Genomic DNA, 15,176 nt, shown 5'->3' with positions numbered 1-15,176 from the left:
GACTTCGTCCCATCGGATGGCGCTTCTTGCGGCGCTCGTCCGGCGTTGCCGAGGACTGCGACAACCACTGCTTTTATGAAACCGCTTTCATCGGCGGAGGGGATTCTTGATCCACGGTGCCGGAGGCGTCAATCGGGTACGGGTGGGTTACATCCCCTCGGAAACCCTGAAAGCGGTTTCTTGACGTAAGTATGGCGTTGGCGCATGAGCTGATGCAAAAGCTGTCTTTGCACTGCGGGACTTGCGTATCCCAGGCGTGCCGGGCGGTCGCACAATGGCTCCCCCTCTCAATCGTCACTTGCCTTTCGGTCTCCAACGAGTCCCGAACGAGCCGTCCACAACAGGAGACATTGCCAATGTCCGCTGAAACCACCCGGAAACCCAAGGCCGAACTGTCCGCCGCCGAGCAGGCCCTGCGCGACGCCGCGCTGGAATACCACCGCTCGCCGGTGCGCGGCAAGATCGCCGTCACGCCCACCAAGCCGCTGGTGAACCAGCGCGACCTGTCGCTGGCGTATTCACCCGGCGTGGCCTATGCATGCCTGGCCATCGAGGAAGACCCGACGCTCGCCGCAGACTTCACCTCGCGCGGCAACCTGGTGGGGGTGGTCACCAACGGCACCGCGGTGCTGGGCCTGGGCGACATCGGCCCGCTGGCCGGCAAGCCTGTGATGGAGGGCAAGGGCTGCCTGTTCCAGAAGTTCGCCGGCATCGACGTGTTCGACATCGAGCTGGCCGAACGCGATCCCGACAAGCTGGTGGAGATCATCGCGGCGCTCGAACCCACGCTGGGCGGCGTGAACCTCGAAGACATCAAGGCGCCCGAGTGCTTCTACATCGAGAAGAAGCTGCGCGAGCGCATGAACATCCCCGTCTTCCACGACGACCAGCACGGCACGGCCATCATCTCGGCCGCTGCGCTGCTCAACGGGCTGGAACTGGTGGGCAAGAAGATCGGCGAGGTGAAGCTGGCGGTATCGGGCGCAGGCGCCGCCGCCATTGCCTGCCTGGACCTGATGGTGGAGCTGGGCGTCAAGCGCGAGAACGTGTTCGTGTGCGACTCCAAGGGCGTGATCCACGACCGCCGCGAGGACAAGCTGGACGAATCCAAGAAACGCTACCAGCAGAAGACCCCGGCCCGCACGCTGGCCGACGTGATGCAAGGCGCCGACGTGCTGCTGGGCTGCTCGGCCGCCGGTGCCGTCACGCAGGACATGGTGCGCAGCATGGGCCCGAAGCCCATCATCCTGGCGCTGGCCAACCCGGAGCCGGAGATCCGCCCCGAGCTGGCCAAGGAAGCGCGGCCGGACTGCATCATCGCCACCGGCCGGTCGGACTATCCGAACCAGGTCAACAACGTCCTGTGCTTCCCCTACATCTTCCGCGGGGCGCTGGACTGCGGCGCCACCCGCATCACCGAAGCAATGAAGATCGCCTGCGTGCGCGAGATCGCCGACCTGGCCAAGGCGGAGATCAGCGCGGAGGTGGCCAGCGCCTATGCCGGCCGCGAGCTGCGCTTCGGGCCGGACTACATCATCCCGACGCCGTTTGATTCGCGGCTCATCCTGCGCATCGCGCCGGCAGTGGCCAAGGCCGCGCAGGCCAGCGGCGTGGCCACCCGACCCATCGAGGACCTGGTGGCCTATCGCCACTCGCTCACCCGCTTCGTGACGCACACCGGCATGTTCATGCGGCCGGTGTTCACGGCCGCACGGCAGGCCCCCAAGCGCATCGTGTACGCCGAGGGCGAAGACGAACGCGTGCTGCGTGCGGTGCAGATCGCGATCGATGAAGGCCTGGTCAAGCCCATCCTGGTGGGCCGGCCCGCCGTCATCGTCTCGCGCATCGAGCGCGCCGGCCTGCGCCTGGAAGCCGGCCGCGACTTCGAGATCACCAACCCCGAAGATGACGAGCGCTTCCGCCAGTACTGGGAGGCCTACCACCGCCTCAACGCCCGCAACGGCGTCACGCCCGAGATGGCCAAGGCCACGCTGCGCCGCTCCAACACCACCATCGCCGCGATGATGGTGCACCTGGGCGATGCCGACGGCATGCTGTGCGGCCTGGTGGGCCGCTTCGACGGCCACTTCGGCCACGTGCGCGAGGTCATCGGCCTGAACGAGGGCGCGCGCGTGTTCGCCACGGTGAACGCGCTGATGCTGGACAAGCACACCCTCTTCATCGCCGACACCTTCGTGAACGACGACCCGAGCGCGGAAGAACTCGCCGAGATCGCGGCGCTCGCCGCCGAGGAAGTGCAACGCTTCGGCGTCACGCCCAAGGTCGCCTTCCTGTCGCATTCGATGTACGGCAGCAGCAAGCGCGCCTCGGCGGTGAAGATGCGCGCCGCGCGCGACCTGTTCGTGAAGCGCATGCCCGGCGTGGAGGCCGATGGCGAACTGCAAGGCGACGCTGCGCTGAATGAGGAAGTGCGCAGCAAGTTCATGATGGGAGACGGCACGCTCACGGGCGCCGCCAACGTGCTCATCCTGCCCAACCTGGATGCGGCGAACATCCTGTTCAACGTGCTGAAGATGACCGGCGGCCAAGGCGTGACGGTGGGCCCGATCCTGCTCGGCGCGTCGGCGCCGGTGCACATCCTCACGCCGTCGTCGACGGTGCGCCGCGTGGTGAACATGACGGCGCTGGCGGTGGCCGACGCCTGTGCGCGGCAACGGGCTTGAGTTGATCTGACAGCCCGGCGGCCCGCCCGTGCGCAGAACGCACCGGCGGGCTGCTATGAAGGCCCCATGGCGATCGTGCAATCCCCGTTGCCCGATGGGCCGCACGCGGCAGAATGCTGCGGCATGACGCACGAACGATTTGCTCGTTGGCCCGGCGCGTTGGCGGCGATGGCCGCTGTCGCCTCCATCGGCCTTGCATCCTGCGGCGGTGGTGGCGGGGGCGGCGGCACGGCCCCGCCGGCTGCCTGCCCCAGCCCGCCGCCGGCGCCCGTGGTCCAGGATTCACTGACCGACAGCACGGTGTACTCGACCAGCGCCTCCGCCTCCTTGAGCGCCTGCGCGGTGGAGGCTGCGGCCGCCACCAAGCACAGCATCACCCTCGGCGGCACGCCGCTGGCCTACACCGCCACTGCCGGCCACCTCGTCGCACGCGACCCGGGCACCAACGCCGAGGAAGCGTCCTTCTTCTACGTCGCCTACACGGCCGATGGCGCCAACCCGGCCACGCGGCCGGTCACCTTCTTCTACAACGGCGGGCCGGGCTCAGCCTCGATCTGGCTGCACCTGGGCTCCTTCGGCCCCAAGCGGCTGGTCACCGGCGACCCGGCCACCAATGCGCCCACGCCCTTCCCGCTGGTCGACAACGCCGAGACCCTGCTGGACGTGAGCGACCTCGTCTTCGTGGACGCCATTGGCACCGGCTACTCGGAAGCCATCTCGCCCAACACCAACCAGAGCTTCTGGGGCGTGGACAAGGATGCCGCGGCCTTCCGCGACTTCATCGTGCGCTACCTCGCAGCCAACGGCCGCAACGCCTCGCCCAAGTTCCTCTTCGGCGAGTCCTACGGCACCACGCGCACCGGCGTTCTGTCGCACCTGATGGAAACGGCCGGCGTGTCGCTCAAGGGCATCGTGCTGCAGTCCTCGGTGCTCAACTACGCCACCAACTGCGACCAGGTCACCATGACCGTGAGCTGCGCCGGCTACCTGCCGACCTATGGCGAGGTTGGTGCGTATTACTCGCTGACCAACCCGGTGCCCACCGACTCCGGCACCTACGCGGCGCAGATGCGCAGCTTCACTTCAAGCACCTACGACCCGGCGCTGGCGGACTGGCTCGCGAGCCGCACGCCGCCGTCGGCCGGCCTCGCGACGCAGCTGCAGAACCTGACCGGGCTGCCCGCCTCGCAGTGGGTGACCAAGCTGAACGTCGACCCGGGCACCTTCCAGTTCAACCTCGTCGCCGGCAAGCTCATCGGCCGCTACGACGCTCGCGTGTCAGCGCCCACGGGCAGCGCGCTGGCCAGTGAAGGCGACCCGTCGAGCACCTTCATCTCGGCGCAGTTCGGCGCTGCGATCGGCCCCTACCTCAGCAACACGCTGCACTACGCCAATGCATCCAGCTACGTGACGCTGAGCAATGCGATCAACACCTGGAACTTCAGCCACGACGGCAAGGGCGTGCCCGACGTCGTTCCCGACCTCGCGGCCGCGATGGCGCAGAACCCTGCGCTGAAGGTGCTCTCGGTGAACGGCTACCACGACCTCGCCACGCCCTTCCACCAGACCGAGCGCGACCTGGCGCGGCTCGATCCGAACCCCAACATCGCGATCAAGGTATATGACGGCGGCCACATGACCTACCTGGACGATGCGTCGCGCGTGAAGGAGGGTGCCGACGTGCGCACCTTCTATCAATCCCTGCTGAGCCGCTGAAGAAGGAGCAATGCGATGAACAAGCACTGGATCGGATTGCTCGCCTTGCCGTTCGTCGCGACCAACGTGCTGGCAGGCGACGGCAAGGCGGAAGTCCCGATGCGCGACCCCTGGGTCCCGCCGGCGGTGCGTGCCGCCGCGGCGGCTTCGGCATCGGCCGCCGAGACGCGGGGGGCGGCCCTGCATGCGCAGGTGGAGCAGAAGCTGCGAGCGAGCTTCGATGCCGCCGACACGCAGCGCACGGGCAGCATCACGCGGGAACAGGCCAAGGCCGCTGGCCTGGGCATGATCGCCGGCCAGTTCGACCAGATCGACACCGGCCGGACAGGCCGCGTCAGCTTCGAGGACGTGAAGCGCTTCCTGAAGAAGCGGGGCGCCTCGACGCTCTGACAGCGCCGAGGACGGGCGCGCTCAGACCGTGGTCAGCGCGCTGGGCGTGCGCCACGCGGCCTTCACCGCGTTGTGCGTCAGGCGGCGGGCGATCTCCACCGGCATCGCACGGCTGGGGATGGCTCGGCCCACGTGGTACATCCAGGCGGCCAGCACCGGGTTGCGGCCGCAAAGCGCCTTCCAGCTCGAACGCCAGCAGCGGGCCAGGTCGGAATATGGCGTCAGGATGGGGTCGTGGCTGCGCACCACGTCGGCACTGGGATGCGGGTCGAACACCTTGCCCAGGTCGAAAAGGAAGGCCGCGGCGGAGCAGACCTGCTCCAGCTCGTCGAGTTGCGTGGGCAGCGGCTCGAAGCTGCCGGGCTCGTGGCAGGGGTTCATCGCCAGTTCGGCGGCGGTGATGCTGGCTTCGAGCAGGCCGTAGGCGCCGTTGTGGTGGTCCACTGCGGCGGGCTGCACGAGGAAGTTGTCGAGGTTGCCGGTGTGGCGCAGGGCCTGGGCAATGAATGTCTGCAAGTCAGGCGACCAGCGTCCGCACAGTGCCGCCCAGCGGTACACGAGATTCGACGGCACCCGCAGGTAGGCCAGGCTGCCGGCGTTGACCCGCATGATCAGTTCCTGCAGCGCATGATCGTCGGCGCCCTTGGCGGGCGGCGTGATGAAGCCGGAAATCGGCAACAGCTCCGCGGGCATCACACCGCGGGACAGGTCAGGCACTTGGGAATTCAATGGAGCCTCGCTTAGCACTCTGGGTCGAGGCTTGATTCTGGGCGTTCGGTGCAGAAGCGAGGCGTGTAACAGAGGGGGATCGCGGCCCTATTTCTCGGCGGCGATGGGCTTGTCGTAGAAATATTTGCAGGAGCAGGCACAGCCTAGGACCATGCCTGCGGTGCCGCCACCGTGACCTTCCACACGGTCCCGGTACGTTGTGCGTCGAATTTCACGGGCAAGAACCTTTCGACCACGCCCATGTTGGTCGTCGAATGGTCGGTCAGCTCGTCGCAGGTGAAACGTGCCATGCCACCGGACTGCCACAAGGCCAGGGCCAGGGGCAGCATCCACTGGTCGGCCAGATGCGGCCCCAGTGCACCAGCACCGGACTCGAAGGCCCGGACCTCTCTGGCCAGGTCATCCGCTACGCGTTCCGCACTGACACCACGCTCGCCAAAGACCGTGATGACCTCGCTCACCTGCTCGCAGGCCAGCGTGGCCATGAGGACGTTGCCGGGGCCTTCGTTCTGTCGCAAGGCCGGCGTGCGCAGCTGATCGCCCGACCAGCCCAGCTCGCGCCCCAGTGCCTCCAGCTCACGTTGGCCAACGGCACGCGGCAAGGCCGCGGCCAGGCATTCCGCATAGGCTTCACGTGTCGCACCGCGCTCCATCACATCGAACGCCACCAGGCGGCCGGACGGATGAATGAGAGCCGACATCTCGCCGCCGCCGGCGGGATAAAAACCGTGGCGGCGCAACTCCAGTTCGATGCCCACGCCCAGTCGACGCAGCAGGGGCGCAAAGCTTCGATCGAGAAAGTGAAACGGCGGCGCCATCGGGTTGTGCGTGCCGCCCGCCAGCGCGACACGGCTGGACGAATCCGCCAGCATCAGCGCCGGCAGCACCGTCTGAAGCACCAGCGTGCAGCTGCCTGCAGTGCCGACGTTGAAGCTGTAGTCGCCCGCACGGACAGGGCCGGGTTCGAACACCAAGGTCTGTGAACTCAGCTCGGCCCCCTGCACTCGAGCACCGCACACCTCCACCGCCGCCTGCACGCATGTCAGGTGCTGCCGCATCAGTCCCGGCTTGGTCCGCTTCGCGCGGATGCGCTCGATGGTGAAAGGCTGACCCGTGCACATCGACAGGGCCAGCGAGGTGCGCAGGATCTGGCCACCGCCCTCGCCGGTGGATCCATCCAGTTCAATCATGTCGTTCTCTTTCTTGTTCAAAACGCATCACGCTGCGGTGCAGGAACGCATCCAGCGCCGGCATGTCGGGCTGCGATGACTGCCCCACGGACACCGACTCGGCTACCGCCAGTTCAGCCTCCAGGAAGTCGTGCAGCACCTGCCAGCGCGGACTCGTCGCCGCCTCACCGGCACGCATCTTCACCTCCAGCAGGCGGTTGACTTCGGCCAGCAACCGGGCGTCGGTCAGCGTGGCCTGCGCCAGCTCGGCGAAGCGCATCGGTGGCGCGCCGCGGCCATCGCGGATCCAGCGCGCTGCCAGCAGGGGCCTCAGCACGTAGAGGTACTTCTTGTAGCGCACCACCTCGCCCTTGAGATGTTCGCGGAAGTTCTTCTTCGCCATCGACACGTAGTGGTGGTAGCCGCGCACCGGCGAGAAGTTGGTTTCCGCCAGATGCTTCAGCTCCGTCGCCGCGGGCTCGTCCTGCCGGTACACCAGCGGCGACCGCAGCCACTCCAGCAGCGTCGGGTTCGATTGCTTGAGCAGTTGCAGCGCCTTGCGAAGGTCCCAGCCGTTCACATCGAGATCGCCACTGACCGGCAACTCGAGCACGTCGCGCCCCGCGTCCACCGTGAGGTACCAGGGCAGGCGGTTCACGTAGACGAAGCGCACGTCGTAGTCGCTGTCGGGTGAGGCGAAGCCCCAGCCTCGGCTGCCTGATTCGCAGGCGAACAGCACCTTCACGTCGTGCTTCGCCTCCAGGTCCTGCAGGCATTGCATCACTTGCTCGCGCACCTGCGGTTCCACCGGGTGCGCACTCAGCACGGTTTCCTGGTTCATGGCCTTCTTCCTTTCTGAAGGCCCAAGGCCCTCACCCCTTCACACACACCACCTGCTTCAAGGTGTGGACGACTTCCACCAGATCCTTCTGCGCTTCCATCACCGCGTCGATGTCCTTGTAGGCCATCGGGATCTCGTCGATCACGTCCTTGTCCTTGCGGCACTCGACCCCTTCGGTGGCCGCACGATGGTCGGCCAGCGTGAAGCGGCGCTTGGCTTCGCCACGACTCATGGTGCGGCCGGCACCGTGCGAGCAGGACTGGAAGCTTTCCTCGTTGCCCTTGCCGCGCACGATGTAGCTGCGCGCACCCATGCTGCCCGGAATGATGCCCAGCTCGCCTTTCTTCGCACTCACCGCACCTTTGCGGGTCACGAACACCTCTTCACCGAAGTGCGTTTCCTTCTGCACGTAGTTGTGGTGGCAGTTCACCGCTTCCACATGGCTCTGGAAGTTCTTGTGGATCACCGCCTTCGCGGCCTCGATCACACGGCGCATCATCACCTCGCGGTTCAGCTGCGCGAACTTCTGTGCCCAGCTCACCGAACGCACGTAATCGCCGAAGTAGCGGGCGCCTTCCTCGAAGTACGCCAGGTCGCGGTCCGGCAGGTTGGCGTTGTTGCGCATCGCGTCCTGCTTGGCCAGCTCGATGAACATCGTGCCGATGAAGTTGCCCACCCCGCGCGAACCCGAGTGCAGCATGAACCAGACCCAGCCGTCTTCATCCAGGCAGACTTCGATGAAGTGGTTGCCGGTACCCAGGGTTCCCAGGTGGTTGCGGTTGTTGGTCTTGGCCAGCTTCGGGTAGTCGCGGCACAGCTCAGTGAACTCGGGTTCCAGCTGAGCCCACGCGGTATCGACGGCGCCTGGCACCTTGTTCCAGGCCCCAGGGTCACGTGCGCCCGGCGCGCGGCCGTGAGGCACGGCACGCTCGATGGCGGCACGCAGCGGTGCCAGGTTGTCCGGCAGGTCTTCGGCGCGCAAGGTGGTCTTCGCCGCCATCATGCCGCAGCCGATGTCCACGCCCACCGCAGCCGGGATGATGGCCTTGATGGTCGGGATCACCGAGCCCACGGTCGCGCCGATGCCCAGGTGCACATCGGGCATGGCCGCGATGTGCTTGAACACCACGGGCAATCGTGCAGCGTTGGCCAACTGGCGCTTGGCTTCGTCTTCCACCGGCACGCCCTTGGTCCACATCTTCACGGGCACGCCACCGGGGACGTCTTCGATGTTGTAGTTCTGTTCCATGTTCATCTCACTTCAAAAAATCAATGCCACGCAGCGACAAGTATTGGCGAAACCTTCGTGCTCTATCCAACTGAGCTACGGTTCCCCTGATCTGGAACCGGCGGGACTCGAACCCGCGACCACGAGCTTACGAGGCTGTAGTTCCACCTGCATTCGCTGCACGACATCAAAAACAGCGCGACAAGGGTTTCGCAGGACAACTGCCATTGCCGGTTTCCCGGCTGGGGATTCGAACCCCTGGCCCCCAATGTAGTCCTGCATGCATTCGCGCAAAAACTCGAACTCCTTCAACTGCTCTCGGGTAGCGACAAGGAAAATGATGAGACGGATAGCGTCACAAGCGATGTAGTCCCATCAAGCATTCGCCACTCGACAACAGTCGAGCCGGATCGGTCGGCGCCGCATGCGACCAGATTCACAAGAGTTGCTGGCCGGTCGCCCGGCTGCGCGGATCCACGTTGCGAGCGTGGTGCTGTACTCCTGTGCGCCTTCGCATGCAGCGCCTTCCTCACCTCCCTACCTCTTCACTGGGCATCCAGCGAGACCTTCTCGATCTCGCCCACCCAGTGCTCCACATCGGCCTGGCCTTCCATGAAGGCCGAGACCGTATCAAACACCGCGTCGGAGAAACCGCCGACATTCAGGATGTCGGCACGCTCCGCCGCCTGCGTGGTCGCGTACGGCTGGATGTCGATGCACACCAGGCGCGCTTGTGGGTTGCGCTGCTTCAGCACCTCCCACTCACGCATGGTCTGCGTCGCACCATGGCGTTGCGCGTCGACCCACGACTCGTTGTCCGAGACGAGGATCACCACATCCACTTCCGCGCGCTCCTTGTTCAGCAAGGCCAGCGGTGCGCTGCAGTTGGTGCCCCCGCCACCGATGGATGCCAAGGCCTTCGCATTGGTCATCACCGAGTCGCGGGCATTCAACGAATGCTTCACCACCGCCTGCTCGAACGGGAGCACGCGCGCCGACGGGTTCTTTCGCAGCACCGACGCAGCCACCAGGGCAGCCACATCGATGCAGCGCACCGCCGACGTTGCCGAACCACGGTGGCCCGTCACCGCCGAGCTCATCGAGCCCGACACGTCGGGGCACACCACCACGCGACCGTCAAAAACTGGCGCATTCGAGATGGCAGCTTCCATCGCATCCTGCAACGCGTCGCGGACAACCGCAGGCACGCCGTCGCCGGTTGCCGTGAAGGCTGACATCAGCTGGTATGGCATCACGCCAGCCTTGGCCACGGCTTGCGGGTCACGCAGCTTGGCAGCCACCACCTCGGCCATGCCCTGCACCTCGAACACGCCGTGACGTGCAAAGGTGTTCAGGTTCTGACGCACCATCTGCCACGAACCGGTGCGCGCAATCTGCGCCCACTGGGCCGTGTTCAGGTCCAGTGTGGTCAGCATCTGGAACGGCACCTCCGGCACATCCATTGAGCTCACGCCCAGGGCCATGCCGCGCTTGAATCGCTCGAAAGACTGCGTGATCGGCGGCAGGTCGGCTTCCACGAAGGACTTGCCGATCAGCCATGCAAACCATGCGGCACGCCATGCCTCGGCAGGCTTGGGGTGGACCATCTTCACCACATCAGCCAGCGAAGGCGTGTTGCCCACCGCGGCATTCAGCAACTGCTTCTCGCTTGCGTTCAGCAACCAGGCCTGCACCAGCTTCTTCGGACGAGTTCCGAGCGACTTGCGGCCCACCGCACCGCTTCGCACGATCTGCACGAAATTGCGCAGCATCTTGCCGTTGTCCACCACGCGGCCGAAGACCTGGCCCAGCAGGCCCACGTCGCGCACGGCCAGCGTCGCGGCGAGGAATGCAGGCATGTCCTTCATGTGGCCGGACTGCCGGGCGTAGATGGCCGTCTTGGCCACGAACGAGGCGTCGACCTTCTGGGCCAGCTCGTGCACCGTCTGGAACTGAGTCTGCGCCGCAGCGTAGAAGGTTCGGTTCAGGCAACCGGTGGCCGCCAGCTGTGCGAGCTGGTGGCGCGGGCTCAAGGCGTATGCCAGCGCACCTGCCTCATTGCGGGCCTTCGCCTTGGGCAGCAGCACGCCTGCAGCCGTCTTGAACAATTGAGTGTTGACCATGAGTTTTCCTCTTTGCATTCAACTTGTCTGTCTTGCCTGTCCGGTCAACGCAGCTTCACGAGACCGTTCAGCACGCTGTCCAGGCCACCGAACACCGAGATCTTGTCGATGCGTTCGGCAACGCGTTCCAGCGTCTCCAGCTCCTTCAGGCGCAGGGCCGTCGGGTTGTCTTCCATCACCTTCGCGGTGTTCAGCAGCGAACGGGTCGCGGCCGTTTCCTCGCGGCGGCGGATCACGTTGGCTTCAGCCGACTTCTCGGCTTCCACCACCTGGGCCAGGATGGTCTTCATCTCGCCCGGCAGCACGATGTCCTTCAATCCTGCGCTGTCCAGCTCCACGCCATAGGCCGACAGCTTGCTGCGAACATGCGCGGTCACGACTTCGTCGATCACCGTCTTGTTCTCCAGCAGCTCGTCCAGCGAACGGGTACCGACCGCGGCACGCAGGCCGAACTGCAGTTCGCGATACAGGTGCTCCGCCGGCTTGCTCAGGTGCTTGTAGGCACTCAGCACGTCGGTGAAGCGGAAGGTCGCCACCAGGTTCAGCCGCAGGCCCACCTTGTCGCGGGTCAGGATTTCCTGGCCCGTCACTTCCACCGCCTGCAGGCGCAGGTCCACAAGATCCACCGACACGTTGCGGTTGAACTTCCAGAACGTGTGCGTGCCCGGAACCAGCAGACGATCGATCTTGCCGTCGACCCACAGCAGGCCTGCCGAGTGCTCAGGCACCTGCACTTGCAGCACGCCCGTCAGGCCAGTCACCGCGCGTTGGCGGAGCTGGGTCTGCGTCAGGCGCGATGCCACAGCGACCGGCACATCGACGGTTTCAGCGATGTCGATCACGTCCACCTTCACGTCCACCAGGCCCTTCCAGTACAGGCGACGCGTCGCCGGCGCCAGGATTTCCACCAGCACGCCGTTCTCGCTGCGCAGCCCCACCTGGGTCTCGCTCAGTTCCACCCGAACGAATTCGGCGGCAACCACCTCGGGCTCCTGCGACAGCAGGTACTCGGTCAGGCCGTGCGTGAAGGCCGGCTGCTCCAGTGCGAAGACTTCCACGCGCAGTTGGTCCAGCGCCGAGCCCAGCCAGTGCTTGCCAGGTTGGAGCACACGCTCGAAATCGCCGTTGCGCAGCAGCAGGCCGCGCTTGTTCTTGTTGATGGTCACACGAGTCAGCTTCAGCATCTCGTTTCCCCTTCCTTGTTGTCTTGTCTGAAAAAAACTTCGTTCGATGAATTGGTGCCGTTACAGCATGCAAGCGGGCGACGCTCGCTTCGGACCAGGCCTTCGCAACGCGCCTCGGACTGACTGCGTCCTTTGGCTGGTTGCGCGCATGCTCCGACCGATCGCGGCACTCGGGCTTCCACGCTGACGGGTGCCGATGCCCGACTCATCACGCCGTCATTGCGGCTGATGCCCCCTTCGTTCATCGGCGCCCGCATTCGGCGGGTGGTCTTTCGACCGATTTGCTTCCATGGCTTTGGAGGCCAAAGTTGTTCGGCGGGAGTCGAACCCGCGACCGACCTCTTTTGGAGGCTGCTCTACCGTCTGAGCTACAGAACTGGCGGCATGACGGGAATCGAACCCGAACCGTTTCCGGCTCACCAGAGATGTCCAACCCGACCTTCCGGTGGACGCGGCATGCAAGCCTCCAACTGCAGATGCAGGGCCCTTGCACCGGCGAGGCGGGTGTTGACCCGAACCTCTGACCTGTGAGCGTTCCAACTTCGTGTCAGATGCGAGAGATATTGCAGGCAGCGTGCCAGCCTACCCCCGGCGCCTGAAAAGTGGAGTTAACTCGTTGATCCAAATGGATTTCTTTCATTTCAACCAAATCGACAGTCACCCATCGATCAATCAAAAGCTAGAATATTCGCTAGCGATCTATCCATATAGAGAATGGCAAAGAAGACCATCGTCATCGGTTTCCTCGGCACCCAACTCGACTCCGGCCAAGGAGCCGGGCGCTGGGAGAAGTGGCGCCCCACCATCTCGCTGGTCCAGCACGAAGACACGCTGATCCATCGCCTGGAGCTGCTCTACACGCCACGACACCAGGCACTGGCCGAGCTTCTGAAGAAGGACATCGCAGCGTCGTCACCCGATACCGAGGTGCGCCTGGTGCCGTTGGACATCGCCGACCCCTGGGACTTCGGCGAGATGTACGCCGCACTCTACGACTGGGTCCGCACCTACGACTTCAAGCCCGAACGTGAGCAGTACTGGGCCCACATCACCACCGGTACGCACGTCGCGCAGATCTGCATCTTCTTGCTCGTGGAGTCGCGCTTCATCCCTGGCGTGCTGCTGCAGACTGCGCCACCCAAGAAGCAGACGCAGAACAACCCCGGCAGCTACACCCTCATCGACCTGGACCTGTCGCGCTACGACGTGCTGGCGCAGCGATTCCACCAGGAGCAGCGCGACGCACTGGACTTCCTCAAGAGCGGCATCGCCACGCGCAACCGGCGCTTTAACGCGTTGATCGAGGAGATCGAGCGCGTGGCGGTGCGCTCGCGTGCGCCCATCCTGCTCACCGGGCCCACCGGCGCGGGCAAGTCACACCTAGCGCGGCGCATGTACGAACTGAAGAAGAGCCGCCATCAGGTCTCCGGAGAATTCGTGGAAGTGAACTGCGCCACACTGCATGGCGACGGTGCGGCATCCACGCTCTTCGGCCATAAGAAGGGGGCATTCACCGGCGCCGCTACCGACCGCGCGGGCCTGCTGCGCACGGCGCACGAAGGCGTGCTGTTCCTCGACGAGATCGGTGAGCTGGGCCTGGACGAACAGGCCATGCTGCTCAAGGCGGTGGAAGAAAAGCGCTTCTTCCCGATGGGCAGCGACCGCGAGGTCACCAGCGACTTTCAGCTCATCGCCGGAACCAACCGCGACTTGCGTGTGGACGTGGCAGGCGGCCGCTTTCGCGATGACCTGTACGCCCGCATCAACCTGTGGGCCTACACCCTGCCTGGGCTGGCCCAGCGCCCAGAAGATCTGGAACCCAACGTCGACCACCTGCTGGCGCGTGCAGCGGCGGAGACCGGGCGCGCTGTCCGCTTCAATGCGGAAGCCAAGGCCATGTACCTGAAATTCGCGCAATCGGCAGAAGCCACGTGGAACGGCAACTTCCGAGACCTGTCGGCGAGCGTGACGCGGCTGGCCACGCTCGCCGACGGAGGGCGCATCTCCACGGCGCTCGTGGAGGCCGAGCTGCAACGTTTGCGCTGGCTGTGGCAACGTGGCGCCAAGAGCGGGCCCGCCGGTGAGGGTGTCGACCTCGACGCCCTGCTCGGCGAAAGCTCCCATGCCGAGTTGGACCTCTTCGATCGCCTCCAGCTTGAATCGGTTGTCCGCATCTGCCGCGAGTCACGCAGCCTCTCGGATGCCGGCCGCAAACTCTTCGACCAGTCGCGCACGCAGCGCACGGTCGTCAATGACGCCGACCGGCTGCGCAAGTACCTGCAGAAGTTCGGGTTGAACTGGGAAGCCATCTGCACCGCCCAGGAGCGCTGAAACGACAACGGGGCGCCCGTCTTTCGACAAGCGCCCCGTTGCGGGCTGGAATCGGCTCTCAGTTCAGCCGCGAGCCTTTCGGCAGCCGTGCGGCCAGCCATTCATGCACGTCGGCCCGGATGCTGCGGCCTTCGAGCAGGAAGTCTTCGAAACGCGTGGGCACGTACGGCAGGTACACCAGCGGCATGCCGGCTTCTTCCGGCGTGCGGTTGGCCTTGCGGCCGTTGCAGTGCGCGCAGGCCGCCACGATGTTCATCCAGCTCCAAGCACCACCGCGACTTTCCGGCACGATGTGTTCGCATTGAAGGTCACGCTCGGCGAACACGCCGGCGCAGTAGGCACAGGTGAAGCGGTCGCGCCGCACCAGCTTGGACTTGCTGAAGCCCGGCACGACATCGAACAGGTTGACCTTCGAGGCACCGCGCATGGCGATGATCGGATGCACTTCGATGATCGACTGCCGCGAGGTGGCGGTGTTCCAACCGCCGCGCAGGATGCGAAGCGGTCCGTCGCCATCGAACCAGGCGATCGAGTCGGTCGCATAGTGCAGTGCAGCCTGCTCCAGCGTGATCCACGCCTGAGGCGTGCCCTGGATGTCCAGCTGCAGGACGTGACGGTGACAGTGGTCTTCGCTTTGCATCGCGCCCTCCTTTCCGCGGGCTCGGCGTGTGGTTAACGAGAGATGTGGATTTGGTTGCCCCGGACGGTGTCGAACCGCCGACCCGCTGTTTGTAAGACAGCCGCTCTCCCGCTGAGCTACGGGGCATGTCCGTGAGGTTCC

Annotated in this window: 11 protein-coding genes and 2 tRNA genes; 4 read left to right on the top strand and 9 right to left on the bottom strand. The window is 65.3% G+C overall.

Annotated features, from left to right (window positions below; translation table 11 throughout):
* Positions 1-356 precede the first annotated feature (356 nt).
* The 3 genes from DZC73_RS23115 to DZC73_RS23105 all read left to right on the top strand — a co-directional run bounded on the left by DZC73_RS23115 (position 357) and on the right by DZC73_RS23105 (position 4,790).
* A complete protein-coding gene (locus DZC73_RS23115; protein ID WP_124542725.1) occupies positions 357-2,684 on the top strand; it encodes an NADP-dependent malic enzyme in 2,328 nt (775 codons plus the stop codon).
* Between the two features lie 123 nt (positions 2,685-2,807).
* Entirely contained in the window at positions 2,808-4,400 is a 1,593-nt protein-coding gene (locus DZC73_RS23110) for a S10 family peptidase (RefSeq protein ID WP_235835247.1), read from the top strand.
* A 15-nt stretch (positions 4,401-4,415) separates the two neighbouring features.
* Positions 4,416-4,790 carry an EF-hand domain-containing protein gene (locus DZC73_RS23105; RefSeq protein WP_124542724.1) on the top strand — a complete coding sequence of 125 codons (375 nt, stop codon included), beginning with the start codon at positions 4,416-4,418 and terminating at the stop codon, positions 4,788-4,790.
* 21 nt (positions 4,791-4,811) lie between these two features.
* Here the strand turns inward: DZC73_RS23105 and DZC73_RS23100 are convergent, their stop codons facing one another.
* The 7 genes from DZC73_RS23100 to DZC73_RS23070 form a co-directional block, all read right to left on the bottom strand.
* On the bottom strand, positions 4,812-5,507 hold the full coding sequence (locus DZC73_RS23100; protein WP_124542723.1) for a hypothetical protein: 696 nt from the start codon (positions 5,505-5,507) through the stop codon (positions 4,812-4,814).
* 155 nt (positions 5,508-5,662) lie between these two features.
* Positions 5,663-6,709 (bottom strand): RNA 3'-terminal phosphate cyclase, encoded by a 1,047-nt coding sequence (gene rtcA, locus DZC73_RS23095; RefSeq protein ID WP_124542722.1) that lies wholly within the window; start codon positions 6,707-6,709, stop codon positions 5,663-5,665.
* Positions 6,702-7,529, bottom strand: coding sequence for a nucleotidyltransferase domain-containing protein (locus DZC73_RS23090; RefSeq protein WP_124542721.1), 828 nt, complete (start codon positions 7,527-7,529; stop codon positions 6,702-6,704). Before DZC73_RS23090 ends, rtcA begins: the two co-directional genes overlap by 8 nt.
* A gap of 31 nt (positions 7,530-7,560) precedes the next feature.
* Entirely contained in the window at positions 7,561-8,778 is a 1,218-nt protein-coding gene (locus tag DZC73_RS23085) for an RtcB family protein (RefSeq protein ID WP_124542720.1), read from the bottom strand.
* A gap of 524 nt (positions 8,779-9,302) precedes the next feature.
* Entirely contained in the window at positions 9,303-10,880 is a 1,578-nt protein-coding gene (locus tag DZC73_RS23080; protein ID WP_124542719.1) for a vWA domain-containing protein, read from the bottom strand.
* A gap of 44 nt (positions 10,881-10,924) precedes the next feature.
* A complete protein-coding gene (locus DZC73_RS23075) occupies positions 10,925-12,064 on the bottom strand; it encodes a slipin family protein (protein ID WP_124542718.1) in 1,140 nt (379 codons plus the stop codon).
* Between the two features lie 308 nt (positions 12,065-12,372).
* A tRNA-OTHER gene (locus DZC73_RS23070) sits at positions 12,373-12,443 on the bottom strand.
* A gap of 335 nt (positions 12,444-12,778) precedes the next feature.
* Between DZC73_RS23070 and rtcR the strand changes: the two genes are divergently transcribed.
* On the top strand, positions 12,779-14,395 hold the full coding sequence (gene rtcR, locus DZC73_RS23065; RefSeq protein WP_124542717.1) for an RNA repair transcriptional activator RtcR: 1,617 nt from the start codon (positions 12,779-12,781) through the stop codon (positions 14,393-14,395).
* Between the two features lie 58 nt (positions 14,396-14,453).
* Here the strand turns inward: rtcR and DZC73_RS23060 are convergent, their stop codons facing one another.
* On the bottom strand, positions 14,454-15,035 hold the full coding sequence (locus tag DZC73_RS23060; protein ID WP_124542716.1) for an HNH endonuclease: 582 nt from the start codon (positions 15,033-15,035) through the stop codon (positions 14,454-14,456).
* Positions 15,036-15,086: 51 nt separating this feature from the next.
* Positions 15,087-15,161 (bottom strand) — tRNA-Val (locus DZC73_RS23055).
* Between the last annotated feature and the right edge of the window lie 15 nt (positions 15,162-15,176).

This window comes from Rhizobacter terrae (genome assembly GCF_003852895.1).
GTDB lineage: Bacteria > Pseudomonadota > Gammaproteobacteria > Burkholderiales > Burkholderiaceae_C > Albitalea > Albitalea terrae.
The sequence above is the reverse complement of the archived record's forward strand: the minus strand, read 5'-3'. Positions and strand labels throughout refer to the sequence as shown.

What these genes read in the sequence shown, in the direction of transcription:
- DZC73_RS23115 (WP_124542725.1), top strand. Translation starts at nt 357, where the DNA reads ATGTCCGCTGAAACCACCCGGAAACCCAAGGCCGAACTGTCCGCCGCC.
- DZC73_RS23110 (WP_235835247.1), top strand. Translation starts at nt 2,808, where the DNA reads ATGACGCACGAACGATTTGCTCGTTGGCCCGGCGCGTTGGCGGCGATG.
- DZC73_RS23105 (WP_124542724.1), top strand. Translation starts at nt 4,416, where the DNA reads ATGAACAAGCACTGGATCGGATTGCTCGCCTTGCCGTTCGTCGCGACC.
- rtcA (WP_124542722.1), bottom strand. Translation starts at nt 6,709, where the DNA reads ATGATTGAACTGGATGGATCCACCGGCGAGGGCGGTGGCCAGATCCTG.
- DZC73_RS23090 (WP_124542721.1), bottom strand. Translation starts at nt 7,529, where the DNA reads ATGAACCAGGAAACCGTGCTGAGTGCGCACCCGGTGGAACCGCAGGTG.
- DZC73_RS23085 (WP_124542720.1), bottom strand. Translation starts at nt 8,778, where the DNA reads ATGGAACAGAACTACAACATCGAAGACGTCCCCGGTGGCGTGCCCGTG.
- DZC73_RS23080 (WP_124542719.1), bottom strand. Translation starts at nt 10,880, where the DNA reads ATGGTCAACACTCAATTGTTCAAGACGGCTGCAGGCGTGCTGCTGCCC.
- DZC73_RS23075 (WP_124542718.1), bottom strand. Translation starts at nt 12,064, where the DNA reads ATGCTGAAGCTGACTCGTGTGACCATCAACAAGAACAAGCGCGGCCTG.
- rtcR (WP_124542717.1), top strand. Translation starts at nt 12,779, where the DNA reads ATGGCAAAGAAGACCATCGTCATCGGTTTCCTCGGCACCCAACTCGAC.
- DZC73_RS23060 (WP_124542716.1), bottom strand. Translation starts at nt 15,035, where the DNA reads ATGCAAAGCGAAGACCACTGTCACCGTCACGTCCTGCAGCTGGACATC.